Source organism: Lederbergia sp. NSJ-179 (genome assembly GCF_022867885.1).
Lineage (GTDB): Bacteria > Bacillota > Bacilli > Bacillales > Bacillaceae_C > Lederbergia.
Genome location: NZ_JALIFP010000030.1, coordinates 35,755 through 51,578 on the forward strand (window position 1 = coordinate 35,755; position 15,824 = coordinate 51,578).

A 15,824-nucleotide genomic window follows, 5' to 3' on the forward strand; every position below is an offset into this window, starting at 1 on the left:
CGATTCCCCTCTAACTAGTAACAACGGTTACTTTAGCTCCTAATGTATTGGTGAAATGTGTCAAGGCCCATTCATGGCCGGCTTCGTTAAAACTAGCAACAGCATCAGAATAAATGACAATGCTGAAGCCTTTATTATACGCATCGATCGCTGTATGCAAGACACAAATATCCGTACACACTCCTACAATATGAACTTCCTCAATCCCACGTTCCCGCAGTTTTATTTCCAAATCTGTCCCTGCAAAAGCACTGTATCTCGTTTTATCCATATAGTAAACATTCTCTGCTTGCTTATTCCGTTCATACCATTTTTGCAGAGATCCATATAGCTCTCGACCTGCTGTTCCAGCCACATTATGCTCTGGAAAAAGCTTCGCTTCCGGATGATAAGGATCTTGCTCTTCGTGTTTATCAATCGCCAAAACAATAAAATCTCCCGCCTCTTGAAAGTCCTCTGTCAATTGGACAATCGCCGCCTCAATTTCCTGTCCTGGTTTCCCGCATGTCAGTTTTCCGTCTGAAGCAACAAAGTCATAGGTATAATCGACATTGAGTAAAGCTCGCTTTTTCATTCCATATGCCTCCTTAACATACTCAGGACCGAATCTGTATATTCTTCAATATGAAGATCTGCTTCAATATCTGCGTTTTGAAATGCACATGTTTTCAAGCCAACGGCCTTCGCAGGGATCAAATCAAGGGCACGGTCCCCAATCGCCCAATCCAAATGATATTTGTGATGTAAATATTGATACGCATCGACTTCAGGTTTTCGGGGAAATCCATCATCATCAGGACTCACGATCTCAGCAAAATACTGTAGAAGCTGCCACTTTTCTAGCAATTCTTTTGTCGATGCTTGGGTACGATGTGTCACAATTACATTCACTTCCGCAGCCGATAAAATATCTTCAATTCCATCAAACGGAGAGCTCCCTGTTTCTGCTCCAGCATGATCCAGCTCTTTAAATCGTCCCCGATAACGCTCGGAAATACCAAAATGAGCAAATGCTTCTTTAGAAGTTCTTTTTAGCCATCGTAATGCTTCCGTTTCGTCCACCCGTTTTCCATGCACCTCCTCATAAACCGTGCAAAAGCTGTTCAGTATGGCTGGATACGTATTAAAAATCGTTCCATCTAAATCCCATAATATTCTCAATTAAAATTCCACCTATTTTATATTATATAATGTTAGATTACCATATTTCACCCATAAACGTATTTTAATGTTTAAATTTACTAAAAAACAAGAGGAATTTTCTCTTCTGAAGCTTTTATCATCGAGTAAGGGTAAAAAAGTAATGGCAATTAGGATCATAAAGATGGTAATGAAAATGGCCTTAACACACTCACCCTCTCAGATTAAACGATTATAAACCACCACCGATTACCCCTGAATGGAATTATTAACACGGTCTATATTCGTTGAGACCTCTTTTAGTTTATTCCGCGATTTCGGGCACAGCCAACCGCTTCGCCGTTACCTCGTTCGGCTTTTTTCACGTTTTCGGGCACAGCTAGGAGCTTCGCCGTTACCTCTTTCTACTTTTTCCGCGTTTTCGGGCACAGCCAAACGCTTCGCCGTTACCTCGTTCGGCTTTTTTCGCGGTTTCGGGCACAGCCAAACACTTCGCTGGTACCTCTTTCTACTTTTTCCGCGTTTTCGGGCACAGCCAAGCGCTTCGCCGTTACCTCGTTCGGCTTTTTTCACGTTTTCGGGCACAGCCAAGCGCTTCGCTGGTACCTCTTTCTACTTTTTCCGCGTTTTCGGGCACAGCCAGGCGCTTCGCTGGTACCTCGTTCGGCTTTTTTCGCGGTTTCGGGCACAGCCAAACGCTTCGCTGGTACCTCTTTCTACTTTTTCCGCGTTTTCGGGCACAGCCAAGCGCTTCGCTGGTACCTCGTTCGGCTTTTTTCGCGTTTTCGAGCACAGCCAGGCGCTTCGCCGTTACCTCTTTCTACTTTTTCCGCGTTTCCGGGCACAGCCAAACGCTTCGCCGTTACCTCTTTCTACTTTTTCCGCGTTTCCGGGCACAGCCAAACGCTTCGCCGTTACCTCTTTCTACTTTTTCCGCGTTTCCGGGCACAGCCAGGCGCTTCGTTGTTACCTCGTTCGGCTTTTTTCACGTTTTCGGGCACAGCCAAGCGCTTCGCTGGTACCTCTTTCGGCTTTTTTCACGTTTTCGGGCACAGCCAAGCGCTTCGTTGTTACCTCGTTCGGCTTTTTTCACGTTTTCGGGCACAGCCAACCGCTTCGCTGTTACCTCGTTCGGCTTTTTTCACGTTTTCGGGCACAGCCAAACGCTTCGCCGTTACCTCTTTCTACTTTTTCCGCGTTTTCGGGCACAGCCAGGCGCTTCGCCGTTACCTCGTTCGGCTTTTTTCACGTTTTCGGGCACAGCCAAGCACCTCGCTGTTACCTCGTTCGGCTTTTTTCACGTTTTCGGGCACAGCCAAACACTTCGCTGGTACCTCGTTCGGCAAGGACAAATTTCCTTGTTCAGATGAAAAGAGTTATTTTATGCAGATCCATACTAAAAGTTTTTTCAGTGAATGATATCGATATTTAGCCATTTTAAAAAATAACCTTGAAACTGTTTTTTATGATTCAACTTTATTTAGCATCCACATAAAAGCTTGTTTTTTTCGTGTATAATGAAATAAAGGCGCATCATGGCGATTTTGAAATAAAGTGAAGAAAAATGGTTGATCAATCTTTGCTACTGCTTGGCTCACTTTCCAATGGTTATGATGAATATCTCCGCGAAAAACCCTATTCTTGAATAGTATAAAAAAACAATAGCGTTCAAATAGCCAATATTCCAAGCTATCTGTTGTTGGTGAATAAGACTCAGAGATCGGTTGATATTGTATAGATAGTGTTCTTTCTTTTTGACTAGGATCGAGCGGCTTGCTTTGGAAATGAATCCTATTCTTTCTTTCCTGCATTTCCATGTTCGCTTTACGATATGGAAGCAACGCTCCTATTTTTCCACCCCATACAGCCGACCACTTATCGGCATCTAATGCAAGAAAATAAATGCCAGGTGTCCCTTTATACGTCACATAAGTGCGAATGTTTAATTCCAGATAGGTGTGTAGATAAGGAGGTTTAGGTAATCCTCGAATGCGCATATCTGTCACTTGAAAGGGGATAACACCGAGCCAAGCTTTTCCTGCAAACTTGTCCAATTCGAATTCAGGGGGAATCAGTGGCTGAATGACTTTTTCGTCTATCGGCCAGTGACAAAAGAGAAGATGGTTCCAAGTCTGTGTCATTAACCAGCGGCTTTCAGGTAAAGGAAAGGGACGCTGATTTGTTTCCAAAAAAGCTTTATGCATAAGTTACCTCCTAATTACACTTTTATATAGAGAGTATTTCTTACCTTTCAAAAAAGACTGGTCTAATACCAGCCTTACCATAAATATTTCATGATTTCGTCTTTGAATAAGTTGGTATCAATATTACATTCTTTTGCATCGATTCCGTATTGCCACCCCAATATCAAGCTGCCTTTGGGGCCATTTGGCTGATATTCAGGAGCTTTCTCTTTGGCCGTTACTTCCAGTTGGGGGTGGGCCGACCAGATGATCATTTGCTCCCCTAATTCCTTTTTATCCTTTACAGCTTGTTCATAAACCTCGAATAATGGTTGTTCCTCCGCAAAAATGCCATAGATCCCCGGATGATAGGGAGATTTTTTTATTCCATCGTACCAACCTTGAATAAATTTTGCGTCTACCGGATAATCTGGTTCAATATCAGCAAAAATGACTTTTTCTTTTGGGAGTCCAATTTCCTGCGCAAGTGAAATAGCATGTTCGGCTAATTCTATGCCATGATCATATCCCTCTGCTTTGGAAAAGTGATTATAGATGGGAAGAATCTTCGTGCCTTGCTCATGCAAATAATTGACTTCTTCTTTCGACATCCCTTGTGATACATCTTCTTTGCTCCCAAGATATCTTCCCCATATTTTTGGTTCCCCAAATTGTTCATTCACACAAACATACAATTCCTCCGTTGTACGACTTGCGGAATCGACGCCCCATATGATTTTTTCCTTATTTTGATTTTCATCGGCTTTATTCTTGTCTTCGCCTTTATCTTTATCTTTTCCGTCTGTCTGATCCTCTTTATTTTCTTCACTTCCACCATTTTTATCCTGATCCTTTTGTTGGTCTTCCTCTCTACCTTGATTCCATTCATGGTCCTGTCCAATTGTCCAATCCATATTTTTGACCATAAAAAAGAATAGTGGGATCATCACAACCAGAAGTATGACAGCTATGGAAAAGTCACTTTTCTTCCCCATAATTTCCCCTCCTACTTCCTTCATATGCAAAAAAGGAAGGGAAGGGGACGGCATACAACTAAAAATTGCTTCTGTTTTCCATCAATTACATGTAAAAAAACAGTCTTTTTCATGTATAATGTGTTATGGAAGGAGGACTGAGTTTGAAACTATTATTTTTTGTTGTGTTAGCCGGTTTTCTTTTTTATATCGTCAAAAAAGCCTATAATAATACAAAGAAGATCGTGATGAATAAAGTGACCATTAACCAAGAATCCATGAGTGAAGATAGTCCGAAATTAAATATTCTGCAACTCTCGGATTTGCACCTCGAAAATATTTCTATTTCCCCTGATGAACTATATAAAAAATTAAAAGATGAGCCGATCGATCTGATTGCCCTAACAGGTGATTTCCTCGACCGAAAACGTACCATTCCTAAACTTGTCCCTTATTTAAAAAGATTGAACGAATTAAATACGAAATATGGGATTTATGCCGTTTTAGGGAACCATGATTATGTTTTGCGTGGTCAAGACTTACAAACATTAGTCGCCACACTTAAACAATATAACTGTATGGTTTTGCAAAATGAAAATGACGTCATTATGATTGATGGACATCCACTTAATATCATTGGAATAGATGACTTTAGCACGGATCGAAGTAGCTTGGAGGCTTCCTATAAAGGGATTCAAGCGGGAACAAATCTAGTATTGACCCATGATCCAACTATTGTTCTGCATATGAAACGATACCATTTTGATTATTTGCTTAGCGGGCATTTCCATGGAGGGCAAATTTGTTACCCGAAAGCATACCATCTTAGGAAAATGGGAGAACTAGCAAGAAAGAATATCATAAAAGGGTTCCATAAGCTTGATGGAAAGCCATTTTATATTAGTGAAGGGCTAGGTCAAACAGGTGTTAATATCCGTATAGGCAGCCGGCCTGAAATTACTTTGCATCAATTATCATTGGCGGTTGCTCATAAGAATGTACTGATCGCGACCTAAGTAAGTCCATGACACACGGTTTATTTTATCGGTGGGGAAATGGGGGAACGCAAGACCGCATGTCTGCGTCAGCATGATTTACATCTTGTAGGCCTAGCCCCCTCTTACTGATTGAAGTTTCACCTTATATTTGATTGTGCTCTAGCTAAACGGGTCGCTTGTATAAAGAAAATAGCTTATCTTTAGACATCATTAAGTAAACGGGATGATGTTTTTTTATGTTTGCAATAGATACTTTTGAAGAAGATAGTAGATAGATTGGGATCTGTGTTGCTTTTTTAAACCAGGTGTAAAATTTATTTTCAGGGGTCATACATTCAAAGCCTAATGGACGGTAGCCTTTGTTAATGAGGGTGATCCCGATAACCCCTTTTATCTTTGCCTCCTCCGGATGGTTCACAATATAGGCAGCCAAAAGAGGCATTGATTCCAGAATTTGTTTAAAAACCGCTCTCCCCTTTGCTAAATCATTTTTATTGTCAGAAAAATCCTGTAATAGCCTTACATTATATAAATGAATTTTAAGCATAAGATCATTTTTGCAAATCTTGATACCGTCTGACAGGACGATATCTTTCCCCTTATATCTGGTTAGCCTTACCCGGAAAATGCCATTCCTTTTTCTCTCGGGACAAATGTACTGAAGACGGGTACACGAAAAATAGATCGGGTCTAAAACAGTCCAAATCGTTAAAAAAAACGTACGTATTAACACTTGCTCTTACTCCTTTCAGTTCATTCACATTACTTAGGATGTTAACTTTGCGGATTTTTAAAATAGAAATTTAAGGATGAAAATGAACGAATGGAGAATAAAACGGATCAAATAGTAAAGAAAATGAAGAGTGACAGGGAAAAAAACATTGTTCTTAGCCATGCGAAATAGAGGAATGCAGACTAAGATCGCCACGTCCGCTTGTCTTCGTCTGCATCATCTACTTCCTATTGACCTACATTCCCATTGAATGAAATTTAACACAGGATAGAGCTTCGAAATTAATTCATGTCCAAAGCTTTTTTAGCGTTTTTCAGGTCATTATTCAATAATGCCTCCAGATCATAAGCTGGATAAAGACCTTTTTTATACATATAATTAAAAATCCTTTCATGACATTGAATCGCTCTTAAAAGCTGATTGGTCAATGTTTTCCTTACTATCGGTGTGGCTGTTTCTGTAATGGCAACAGCGTAACTCCGTACTAATGTTTTGCTGAATGTAAGCAATTCTCCCGAATAAAATCCGATATCTTGACGATCTAGCTCCTCCCTGCTTGAGGAAACAGGGGCAGACGGATAAAATCGAATCAATTCGTTTAGGTTCAGCTCCGTGTCTGCAATTGCTTTTTTGTAGATTTTTTGCAACTCGGAATCATCTATTTTCCCAACTGACTTTTTAAGTTTCATTAATCCGCTTGATTGAGCTGCTGTCAATTCATGAATTTCCAATGTTTCATGCCAAGCAAGCGTTTTTCTTTCTTCTAAAGACATTCTCCATACCTCCATTTTTTAGGCTCTGCCATCACCTTATTCAAGTCGAATGAAATTGGTTATTCCACCTAGCCAATTTGGGCTTAACTTTGTAAAAAGTCAAAAAATTCGATGTTTTTTAATAAATTAGAAGGGTTCAATATTTTGGTTCATTTATATATTTTTATAAGGGAAATCATTCTTTAGGCATTTGTCCTTCCGCCTTTATTATTTTTACATATGGTAATACTGTAAGATTTTTAGGAGGTGTTGGTTAAATGTCTGAGGGATTCGGATTTGGCGGAGGTTTCGCGCTAATCGTTGTTTTGTTTATCCTCTTAATTATTGTTGGAGCCGGTGGTTTTGCCGGTGGATATGGTGGTTATGGTGGATATTATTAAAAAACTTAAGCAGGCAAAACCCGGAATGGAAAACCATCCCGGGTTTTTGTTTTTGACGCCCATAGGATGTGGGACAGAACGGCGTTGCGATTAATATCGCAACGCCGTTTATCCCCATAAAACGGGGCTTTCTTATTGCATGTTTGTGAGTGAAGATGCTTGGTTTTGTTGGTTACTTCCACCTTGTTGATTCATACCGGATAATTGGGGAATCATATTTTGCAGTTGACCTCCGCGTCCGGTCATCATGCTATAAGCAGCAGCTCCAATTCCTACGGAAGCAATAATGGGCAGAACTTGTATATTCCTTTTCATTCTAATATCATCCTTTCTTTTGCTTAAGCCTTTATAGTGCGTGTTCAAAAAGGAGGATAAAAAGGACCAAGAAGTTCGAGGCGACGTCGTTTCGAGCAGCAGAATGTATGCTTTTAAATACATGAGCAGCGGAGAAACAAGCCAACGAAGAAATTCGCTTATGTCTTTTTACCGGACTTTTTGAACATCATCTTATAGTATTGTCCCTTTTCCTTAAGTCTTACCTAGCAGTATTAACCAATCGATTTAGAGTAAGGAAGAGGATAGTATGATTTTTTATCCCAAGAGAACACTATACCTATGTAGACAAAGAGGAGCAAGAAATCAATGGCCCTCCAAGATATTTAACGACTGATTGGGAAGCTGCCCGGGAATCGGTAAAAAAGCTAGCCGCTTTAAACCCAACTGCAGCAATTGTCGGTCATGGGATGCCCATGAAGGGTGAAATACTAATGCAAAGTTTAAATAAATTGGTCAATGAATTTGATCAACTGGCCATTCCCGATTATGGAAAGTATGTCAATTGATCTATTTTTGGCTGTTAAGAACGGTTAACAGTTAAAAATGGATGAAATGATAAGGAGGATAAATCATGGCACTCACGCTTACACAAAAATTGATTCAATCACATCTTGTTTCTGGAGAAATGACCCCAGGAACGGAGATTGGCCTAAAAATCGACCAAACGCTCACCCAAGATGCAACAGGTACTATGGTGATGCTGGAGTTAGAAGCAATGGGAATTGAACGAGCAAAGACCGAGGCTTCTGCCCAATATGTCGATCATAATTTAATCCAAGTAGATAATAAGAACGCAGATGATCATTTATTTTTACAAAGTGCAACGAAACGTTTTGGGATCTATTATAGCCGGCCTGGTAATGGTGTTAGTCATCCTGTTCATATGCAAAGACTAGCGAAGCCAGGAAAAACGCTTTTAGGCTCTGATAGTCATACCTGCGCGAATGGCTGTATGGGAATGCTGGCAATGGGTGCAGGTGGTATGGATGTCGCCTTAGCGATTGCTGGGGAACCCTTTTATGTCAAAATGCCACAAGTTTGGGGAGTAAAGCTAACGGGAAAACTATCTGATTGGGTCAGTGCTAAGGACGTTATTTTCGAATTACTGCGCCGTTATGATGTCAAAGGTGGAGTTGGAAAAGTCATTGAATATTATGGTCCTGGTGTGCAAACATTGTCGGCAATGGACCGCCACGTCATAGCCAATATGGGGGCTGAATTAGGAGCGACAGGCACGGTCTTTCCATCCGATTCAGAAATTAAACGTTTTTTAAAAGAACAAGGAAGAGAGGAAGATTGGGTCGAATTAATGGCGGATGAAGGGGCAACGTATAACCTGCAGGAAGAAATTAATCTTTCAACATTAGAACCTTTAATTGCGAAACCGTCAAGCCCTGGGAATGTTGTTCCTGTTTCAGAAGTGACAGGTACGCCTATTTATCAATCTTACATCGGCTCTTCTGCGAACCCTGGATTTCGGGATTTTGCGATTGCCGCTGAGATGGTAAAGGAAAAGCAAGTAGCGCAAGGAATTTCCTTTGATATTAACCCAACATCCCGGCAAATGTTAACAGATTTGGTAAAAGAGAGCCATATTGCCAGTTTATTACAAGCTGGCGCAAGATTACATCAAGCGGGCTGTAATGGTTGTATTGGGATGGGACAAGCCCCCGCCACTGGAAGGAACAGTTTGCGAACAACTCCGCGAAACTTTCCAGGTCGTTCAGGCACAAGAGAGGATAGTGTTTTTCTGTGTAGCCCGGAAACAGCTGCAGCATCTGCGATAACAGGTGTGATTACGGACCCAAGAACATTGGATATTCCCTATCCAAAGATTCGTGAACCCAAAAATCCTACCGTTGATATCTCTCTATTGGATCACCCTCTCCCGCCTGAAGAAGCTAAGAAGGTGGAATTATATAAAGGACCAAATATTGCCTCCATTCCCGCAATGGATGCCCTGCCAGACCAAATGGAACTCCCTGTTCTTTTAAAAATGGGAGATAATATTTCAACAGACGAAATCTTAGCAGGTGGAGCAAGAGTCCTGCCCTATCGCAGCAATCTTCCGGAAATCAGTAAATTTACTTTTGAAATTATTGACCAAAGCTATTATACGCGTGCGAAGGAATTAGTGGATCATAGTGGACATGCGATTATAGGTGGGTTCAATTATGGACAAGGCTCCAGTCGTGAACATGCAGCGCTTGCGCCTCGCTATCTAGGATTACGAGTGGCCTTGGTCAAAGATTTCGCCCGTATTCATTGGCAAAATCTCGTGAATTTCGGCATTTTGCCCTTAACCTTTTCCCAACCAAATGACTATGAACTACTGCAACAGGGCGATATTCTTGAACTGAATGGATTACATGAAAAGCTGCAACAAGGCAATGAATTCACGATTGAGGTGAAGGGAAGAACAGAGAAGATCCTTGTCAGTCACTCCCTTTCCAAGCGACAACTTGAAGTGATGTTGCAAGGAGGTATTATTAACTGGGTAAAGGAAAGACATAAAGAGGATGTTCAAAAAGTAAGGATCAAAGGCTAAATTCGCGACAACAATCGCCACGCCTTTGTGACCTGCGTCCCGCAGGACTCAAATTGATTAGATTGGAGGGTTCCTGATGGTTGATAGAGAATTAACCTGTAAAGCTTGTGAAGGAACAGGTATGTTGGCTGATGATGAAGGCTGGCAATACAATTGCAGTGTTTGTCGAGGGAAAGGTGTTTTGTCACCAAATGAGACGAATCAATCTGCCGAAATTATGTCTGTTGATGACAATAACCGATTATTGGATTAAGATGGGAAGAACGGCGTGGGACTGTCGCCACACCGTTCTGACCTACATCCTATTGCTTGTCCCATAAGAACCTGGTTGACCAGTCTATACATTTCCTGCAGGAAGTTTGATTTGGACACATGTGCCCTTTCCCTCTTCGCTTGTAAAATGAATGGTCCCATTATGATCTTCAATAATTTTGTAACTAATCATTAATCCTAAGCCGGTTCCTTTTTCCTTATCTGTATAAAAAGGTTCTCTTAACCTCTTTAAGCCTTCTTCAGAAATCCCCTTCCCATTATCAATAATATCCAAGGCAATATAGTCATTGGAATAATAAGTTTTTATACATATATTTCCACCAGCCGGCATCGCTTCAATCGCATTTTTTATTAAATTAATCAAAACCTGCTTAACCTGTTTCGATTCACAAAATACTGGTGGTAAAGGAGATAATTTCCTTTTTAACATAACATTATGAATAATGGCCTCTGAATTCATAAAAGAGATGACCTCTAATATAATTTTATTTAAATTTTCCCTTTTTAGGCAAATCTCTGTTTGCGGCTTAGCCAGTAGTAGGATTTCCCCCATGATAAATTCAATCCGTTCAAGTTCAGATAAAATAATACCACTATATTCACTTTTAGTCTCTTCTGATAATAATTGAACAAACCCTTTAATCGCTGTTAACGGATTTTTAATTTCATGAGCAATTCCAGCCGCCATTTGACCAATGGCCCCTAACTGATCAAGCTGTTTAATTTGATCTGTTTTTTCTTTTAGCTCTGTAATATCTCGCAATATGCTAATATGCCTTTTTACGGAGCCATCTTTTTCGAGTATGGGGGTAATTTCCAGTAAATACCAACATGATTTATTGGTCATACGATCGAATGCTTTAAATTCCAATGTTCTATGCGAACTATCTGTACTTTTAAAAAAACGATATATTTCCTCCCAATTTTTTATATCAAACCTTTTATATAGAAAGGAGGGATCCTCATATAATGATTCCAGTTTAATCCCTAATTTTCTTTCAAAGGCAAGAGTTGCAAAAAGGAGTTTGTCATTTTCTACATCAAATAGAATAATTAATTCATCGATATACTTTGTAATATCAAGCAGCATATTTTCATCTGTTTCCATTGTCTCATTTTGCATTTCAATCAATGTCTTATATTCATCAATTTCACTCTGATCTTTAATCATAACCAATATTCCTTTAATTTCTTCTGAATCAGAAAACACAGGGGAAATGGTTAATTTTGCGGGAAACATTTTATCGCCATTTTTCCTTTTTCGTAAAAGCTGTTGATAGATAATCTTTTCTCCATTTAATATTTTTTGTACAATTTTATAGAATTCATGTTGCACATTTTTAAAAGGAAATGGTAAAGGTTTTCCTAGCATATCAGTTTGCGTACATTCAAACATTTTTTCAAAAGCCGGGTTAATAGAAAGTATACGACCATTGAAATCTAGGATAACTAAAGCATCTTCATAATGATCAAAAAAAGTGTGACGCCATGAAATAGCAGGACGCCTATCCATACATTTAGAACTAGCAACGGATAAGTCTACTGTTTGTGTCAAACATCCAAATTTTTCCAATGTCACATGCTCCAAACTTTCATCACCCCTCTTCTGATACCTCTTTTTGAAAGCGTTTCACCTTAACATTACTAGTTTATCAAAATAGCAAAGAAAACGTAATGTTTTTTTAACCCATTTTAAAAAAGTTATGGTTTTTTCTATTCACTTGTGTTGTGAAGCCTCTGCTGTATTCCTTATGAACGGAACCAAAAAGAGGGATAATTTAAAAAAGGATTTATTCTAGACTTCTCTCCTTCATCCATTCTTACCCATTTTGGGGAGATTTCCATTTTCCCCTCCAAACATTTTTTATAACGGGGTAAGGACCATTTTCTTCTGCTTAAAATAAGCCCAGTCTTTAAAGCCGATTTCTTTTAATCTACGGCGAACTTCTTCCATCTCATCTCCCACTCTTTCAGGATCATGGGCATCCGATCCAAATGTCACTTTGACTCCGAAGTGAAGAGCTTTTTCTAAGATTTCATCTGAAGGGTACCATCCACCACAATCTTTTGTCTTACCAGAGGTGTTGATTTCAATCGCTATAGGATGTTCTCCTATTATTTTTAGTGCATGTTCCACTGTATCTGTCTCAACCTTTGAAAAGTCCGGGTAAAATCCTTTCATGGCATCTATATGACCTAAAATTTGAAATAGTCCACTTTTTGCCGATTGAGCAATTAGATCATAATATCGATCCTTTGTTTGCTTAATCTCTGCGTTTGTCAAACCACCCCAGCGGTTTCGGTCAAAAATATTAACCCTGTCCACATGGTGAACAGACCCAATAATATAATCAAACGGATATTGCTCATACTGCCTGCGATATAATTCAATATGTTCGGGAAAAAAATCAGATTCAACACCTAATAATACGTCAATTTTCCCTTTATATTCCTCTTTTAATGATAGAACTTCCTTCACATAATCTCCAAAACCGCTTTTTGCCATGGCAATACCGGGATGTAACTGGTCTTCTTCGCTGGCGAAATAAGGAGAATGATCAGAAATGCCAATCATATTCAACCCACCCGCAATGGCGGCTTCAATATAGTCCCTTATTTTTGCTCTTGCGTGACCACATCGATCATGATGTGTATGGAAATCAAACTTCAAATCAGTACTCATATCATCCATCCTTTTTTTGCTGATATATATAGTTACGTCATAAAAGGAGTAAAAACCTCCCTTTATGAAAAATATATTAAAATAAATGGTTATTTTATCCATTTTTTATGCTTTTCTTTCCAAGAAAAAACACACTGGGCAATCCAGTGTGTCAATCAACAGCTAATTATTTACTTTCTCGATATTTATTTAAAAATTCTTTTGCTTTTTCACTGTCTGCTTTTAATTCATTTCCTGTTTTCACAAGCGGGCTAACAGTGGAAACAGCTTTAATTTTATTTCCTTGGTAAAAGTCAAGAATTTCATCTTGATTAATGGAATAAAGCACAGCTTTTCTTAAATCATCACTTTTCGCTACTTCTCTGTTTTTTGTGTTAAATAGCAAATATGTGACAGCATTACTTTCTATCGTTTGTAATTGTAATTTATCATCATTTTCAACCACATCATATTTCGTTTCAGGAATACCGTAATACACATAAATCTCGCCGTTTCTTAAAGCGGATAATGTACTATCTGGATCACTAATAAAGCGAACTTGCACGGTGTTTATATGTGGTTCATGATCGGTCCCTTTCATATAGCCCGGATTTTTATAAAAGACGGCTTCATAGTCATTTTTATACGATAAAATATAGGGACCACTTGCATACAAGTGATTGTCGTAATTGCTGCCTTCTGTGACAGTACTTTGGTCACCATAAGCTATATCTTTCTTTGGATCGTAGGATTCAACATCATACGTATTAATCCTTTCGACTTGATCCTTCGACACAATTCCGGCTGATTGGTGAGCTAAATAGTTCAGAACTTGAGGAAACGGTTCTGTTGTTGTGATTTTAACAACTTGGTATTTTCCTTCTTTATTATTGACCTTTGTTTTATCCGCAACAAGCTCTGAAATTTTTGTATCTAATCCATCTTCTAAAGCTTCTCTTACTGTGGCATCACTATTCGCCTGCTTTGTCTTTTCTAGCTCCGAAACGTCTGTAACGATATCTACATCTTTAATATGTTCATGTAAACTATACGTTCTGTGATCAGGAACAGAATTTTTATCCTTTGCCCGATTTAAGGAGAAAACAACATCTTCTGCTCCAACCCGTTCTCCTGTATCTTCCGCTTTTTTATCGGTAATTTTGGCAAAGTTAATATTATCACGGAGAATGAAATAATAATCGGAATTTCCATCAGCAATACTATTATTATAAGATAGTGAACCTTCTGATGTAATTTGGTCGTCATCCGTTAAGTTTACAATCCGTACATACATATTCGTATTCAACATATTAATGGAGCCATCATTCCCTTTAATCGGATCAAGAGAAGTCAGCGTTGCGCTAGATTGCGACAAGATGAAAGGAGCAGTATCCCGTTTCGATGTGTCGTTAAAATCTATATCTTCCCATGCTAATGAACGTGATTTCGAAAGTCTGACTGAATCAGGATTTAATACATCTTTATTCAATGCCTGCGTTTTATAAGAGCTATAAAGTGGTGCAATATAGGCTTTATCAAACACAAGTCTTTGCTCTAAATCCTTGTATGTTTTTTGATATTCCTCAGGTGTTTCTGTAGCGGCCTTATCAATTAATTTATCAATTTCTTCATCCGCAAGAATACTGTAATCGCCACCTGTTTTAAACAAAGAGCGAACGGCATAATCTGGGTTTCCTGTCACCGTTGTCCAGCTTGACAAGGCTACATCAAAATTCCCGGCATCTTCTTGTGCTTTAAAGCTACCATAATCTGGTTGAATATTAAGCTTTACCTTAAAGCCGTTTTTGACGAGCTGGTCACGGACAATATTCATATCGTCCTCTCCATCGCTCGTTCCAAGAATTTCAATTTCAACGGCTGACTGGTCTCCTCCCGATTTAGCCCCTGATTCTTTTTCGTTTTTCGATTTTGTATTGACACAACCTGCTGCTACAAGCACAAAAGCAAGCAAAATTACTAAAAATCGCTTTTTCATTTTCTTTTCCTCCGCATCTATTTTTTAAATGTGTGTTCAAAAAGGAGGATAAAAAGGACCAAGAAGTTCAAGGCGGCGCAGTTTCGAGCAGCGGACTTGCACAGGATGTGCTGACTTCTGCGTTGCCCACAGGACGTGGGCGGTTTTAGCAGAAGATCCCTATCCTAATACATGAGCAGCGGAGAAACAAGCCAACGAAGAAATTCGCAGTGTCATTTTTACCGGACTTTTTGAACATCCTCTGCAAATCAATCTAATTTCGGATCAAGCGCATCCCTTAATGCATCGCCCAAAAAGTTAAAAGACAACACAAGTAAAATAATCGCTAGTCCAGGATAAATCGCCAAATAAGCATTTGTTTCAAGATAGGTACTTCCTAATTTTAAAATATTTCCCCATTCAGGAATATGTGGTTCTACTCCAAGCCCTAAGAAACTTAAACTACTTGTTGCAATCACAGCCCCCCCTATCGTAAGGGTAGCTTTTACAATCATTGGAGCCAAAGAGTTCGGAACAATATCCTGACTTTTGCAGTTAAAATAAACAAAAACAGCCTAGAACCCGCATGAATGCTGACTCTTAGGCTGTTTTTGTTTGTCAGAAAGTTGTAGTGTAATTCACCCTTTTTTAACTGCCCCTACAATTTTTTTTATTTCTCCCAGTGACAAGCATTTTTTGCCTAGATCGATGCCCAGTTCCTTCTTTATATCGGAAAGCACCTCATCATAATGGTCAAACAAATAATAATTTTCCTGTATATGGCTACAGGACGCTTTTTTCAGGCTGTCAAGTATAGCAGAGATCGAATGTTTTCCTTTCAATCGGTGC

The 15,824-nt window shown here is 39.3% G+C and carries 15 protein-coding genes and 3 pseudogenes; 6 read left to right on the forward strand and 12 right to left on the reverse strand.

What is annotated here, in order from left to right; genetic code table 11:
* Nucleotides 1-10 precede the first annotated feature (10 nt).
* The gene (locus tag MUB24_RS17430) at nt 11-574 is read right to left on the reverse strand and encodes a cysteine hydrolase family protein (protein ID WP_244706338.1); all 564 of its coding nucleotides are present in this window, start codon (nt 572-574) and stop codon (nt 11-13) included.
* A complete protein-coding gene (locus MUB24_RS17435; protein ID WP_244706340.1) occupies nt 571-1,161 on the reverse strand; it encodes an HAD hydrolase-like protein in 591 nt (196 codons plus the stop codon). The genes MUB24_RS17430 and MUB24_RS17435 overlap by 4 nt, the downstream gene beginning before the upstream one ends.
* Nucleotides 1,162-1,399: 238 nt before the next feature.
* On the opposite strand from MUB24_RS17435, the gene MUB24_RS17440 reads away from it, so the two are divergent.
* Nucleotides 1,400-2,572 (forward strand): hypothetical protein, encoded by a 1,173-nt coding sequence (locus MUB24_RS17440; protein ID WP_244706342.1) that lies wholly within the window; start codon nt 1,400-1,402, stop codon nt 2,570-2,572.
* 31 nt (nt 2,573-2,603) lie between these two features.
* On the opposite strand, the gene MUB24_RS17445 is transcribed toward MUB24_RS17440, so the two are convergent.
* Nucleotides 2,604-3,344, reverse strand: coding sequence for a YqjF family protein (locus MUB24_RS17445; RefSeq protein WP_244706344.1), 741 nt, complete (start codon nt 3,342-3,344; stop codon nt 2,604-2,606).
* A gap of 74 nt (nt 3,345-3,418) precedes the next feature.
* Nucleotides 3,419-4,318 (reverse strand): glycoside hydrolase domain-containing protein, encoded by a 900-nt coding sequence (locus MUB24_RS17450; RefSeq protein WP_244706346.1) that lies wholly within the window; start codon nt 4,316-4,318, stop codon nt 3,419-3,421.
* A gap of 143 nt (nt 4,319-4,461) precedes the next feature.
* Between MUB24_RS17450 and MUB24_RS17455 the strand changes: the two genes are divergently transcribed.
* The gene (locus MUB24_RS17455; RefSeq protein ID WP_244706348.1) at nt 4,462-5,313 is read left to right on the forward strand and encodes a metallophosphoesterase; all 852 of its coding nucleotides are present in this window, start codon (nt 4,462-4,464) and stop codon (nt 5,311-5,313) included.
* 145 nt (nt 5,314-5,458) lie between these two features.
* Here MUB24_RS17455 and MUB24_RS17460 read toward each other — a convergent pair whose 3' ends face one another.
* Both MUB24_RS17460 and MUB24_RS17465 read right to left on the reverse strand, forming a co-directional pair.
* On the reverse strand, nt 5,459-6,028 hold the full coding sequence (locus MUB24_RS17460) for a YkoP family protein (RefSeq protein WP_244706350.1): 570 nt from the start codon (nt 6,026-6,028) through the stop codon (nt 5,459-5,461).
* Nucleotides 6,029-6,309: 281 nt separating this feature from the next.
* Complete coding sequence (locus tag MUB24_RS17465; RefSeq protein ID WP_244706352.1) at nt 6,310-6,801, reverse strand: spore coat protein; 492 nt, start codon at nt 6,799-6,801, stop codon at nt 6,310-6,312.
* A 257-nt stretch (nt 6,802-7,058) separates the two neighbouring features.
* Between MUB24_RS17465 and MUB24_RS17470 the strand changes: the two genes are divergently transcribed.
* Nucleotides 7,059-7,181, forward strand: coding sequence for a YjcZ family sporulation protein (locus tag MUB24_RS17470; protein ID WP_244706354.1), 123 nt, complete (start codon nt 7,059-7,061; stop codon nt 7,179-7,181).
* Between the two features lie 132 nt (nt 7,182-7,313).
* Here the strand turns inward: MUB24_RS17470 and MUB24_RS17475 are convergent, their stop codons facing one another.
* A complete protein-coding gene (locus tag MUB24_RS17475; protein ID WP_244706355.1) occupies nt 7,314-7,496 on the reverse strand; it encodes a hypothetical protein in 183 nt (60 codons plus the stop codon).
* Nucleotides 7,497-7,768: 272 nt separating this feature from the next.
* On the opposite strand from MUB24_RS17475, the pseudogene MUB24_RS17480 reads away from it, so the two are divergent.
* The 3 genes and pseudogenes from MUB24_RS17480 to MUB24_RS17490 form a co-directional block, all read left to right on the forward strand.
* Nucleotides 7,769-8,023 (forward strand): annotated as a pseudogene (locus MUB24_RS17480) (MBL fold metallo-hydrolase); the annotation flags it as partial.
* 65 nt (nt 8,024-8,088) lie between these two features.
* Nucleotides 8,089-10,065 (forward strand): aconitate hydratase, encoded by a 1,977-nt coding sequence (locus tag MUB24_RS17485; RefSeq protein WP_244706357.1) that lies wholly within the window; start codon nt 8,089-8,091, stop codon nt 10,063-10,065.
* A gap of 76 nt (nt 10,066-10,141) precedes the next feature.
* Nucleotides 10,142-10,318, forward strand: coding sequence for a hypothetical protein (locus tag MUB24_RS17490; RefSeq protein WP_244706359.1), 177 nt, complete (start codon nt 10,142-10,144; stop codon nt 10,316-10,318).
* An 84-nt stretch (nt 10,319-10,402) separates the two neighbouring features.
* Here the strand turns inward: MUB24_RS17490 and MUB24_RS17495 are convergent, their stop codons facing one another.
* The 5 genes and pseudogenes from MUB24_RS17495 to MUB24_RS17515 all read right to left on the reverse strand — a co-directional run.
* The gene (locus MUB24_RS17495) at nt 10,403-11,917 is read right to left on the reverse strand and encodes an ATP-binding protein (RefSeq protein WP_244706369.1); all 1,515 of its coding nucleotides are present in this window, start codon (nt 11,915-11,917) and stop codon (nt 10,403-10,405) included.
* Between the two features lie 285 nt (nt 11,918-12,202).
* Nucleotides 12,203-13,021: a histidinol-phosphatase gene (locus MUB24_RS17500; protein WP_244706361.1), complete on the reverse strand. Its 819-nt coding sequence runs from the start codon at nt 13,019-13,021 to the stop codon at nt 12,203-12,205.
* Between the two features lie 166 nt (nt 13,022-13,187).
* Entirely contained in the window at nt 13,188-14,996 is a 1,809-nt protein-coding gene (locus tag MUB24_RS17505; RefSeq protein ID WP_244706363.1) for an ABC transporter substrate-binding protein, read from the reverse strand.
* Between the two features lie 248 nt (nt 14,997-15,244).
* A pseudogene (locus MUB24_RS17510) lies at nt 15,245-15,514 on the reverse strand (ABC transporter permease); the annotation flags it as partial.
* Nucleotides 15,515-15,613: 99 nt separating this feature from the next.
* A pseudogene (locus MUB24_RS17515) lies at nt 15,614-15,824 on the reverse strand (IS1634 family transposase); the annotation flags it as partial.

Bases quoted from the DNA above. Each gene is read 5' to 3' on its own strand.
- MUB24_RS17430 (WP_244706338.1), bottom strand. From the start codon at position 574: ATGAAAAAGCGAGCTTTACTCAATGTCGATTATACCTATGACTTTGTT.
- MUB24_RS17440 (WP_244706342.1), top strand. From the start codon at position 1,400: ATGGAATTATTAACACGGTCTATATTCGTTGAGACCTCTTTTAGTTTA.
- MUB24_RS17445 (WP_244706344.1), bottom strand. From the start codon at position 3,344: ATGCATAAAGCTTTTTTGGAAACAAATCAGCGTCCCTTTCCTTTACCT.
- MUB24_RS17450 (WP_244706346.1), bottom strand. From the start codon at position 4,318: ATGGGGAAGAAAAGTGACTTTTCCATAGCTGTCATACTTCTGGTTGTG.
- MUB24_RS17465 (WP_244706352.1), bottom strand. From the start codon at position 6,801: ATGTCTTTAGAAGAAAGAAAAACGCTTGCTTGGCATGAAACATTGGAA.
- MUB24_RS17470 (WP_244706354.1), top strand. From the start codon at position 7,059: ATGTCTGAGGGATTCGGATTTGGCGGAGGTTTCGCGCTAATCGTTGTT.
- MUB24_RS17475 (WP_244706355.1), bottom strand. From the start codon at position 7,496: ATGAAAAGGAATATACAAGTTCTGCCCATTATTGCTTCCGTAGGAATT.
- MUB24_RS17485 (WP_244706357.1), top strand. From the start codon at position 8,089: ATGGCACTCACGCTTACACAAAAATTGATTCAATCACATCTTGTTTCT.
- MUB24_RS17490 (WP_244706359.1), top strand. From the start codon at position 10,142: ATGGTTGATAGAGAATTAACCTGTAAAGCTTGTGAAGGAACAGGTATG.
- MUB24_RS17500 (WP_244706361.1), bottom strand. From the start codon at position 13,021: ATGAGTACTGATTTGAAGTTTGATTTCCATACACATCATGATCGATGT.
- MUB24_RS17505 (WP_244706363.1), bottom strand. From the start codon at position 14,996: ATGAAAAAGCGATTTTTAGTAATTTTGCTTGCTTTTGTGCTTGTAGCA.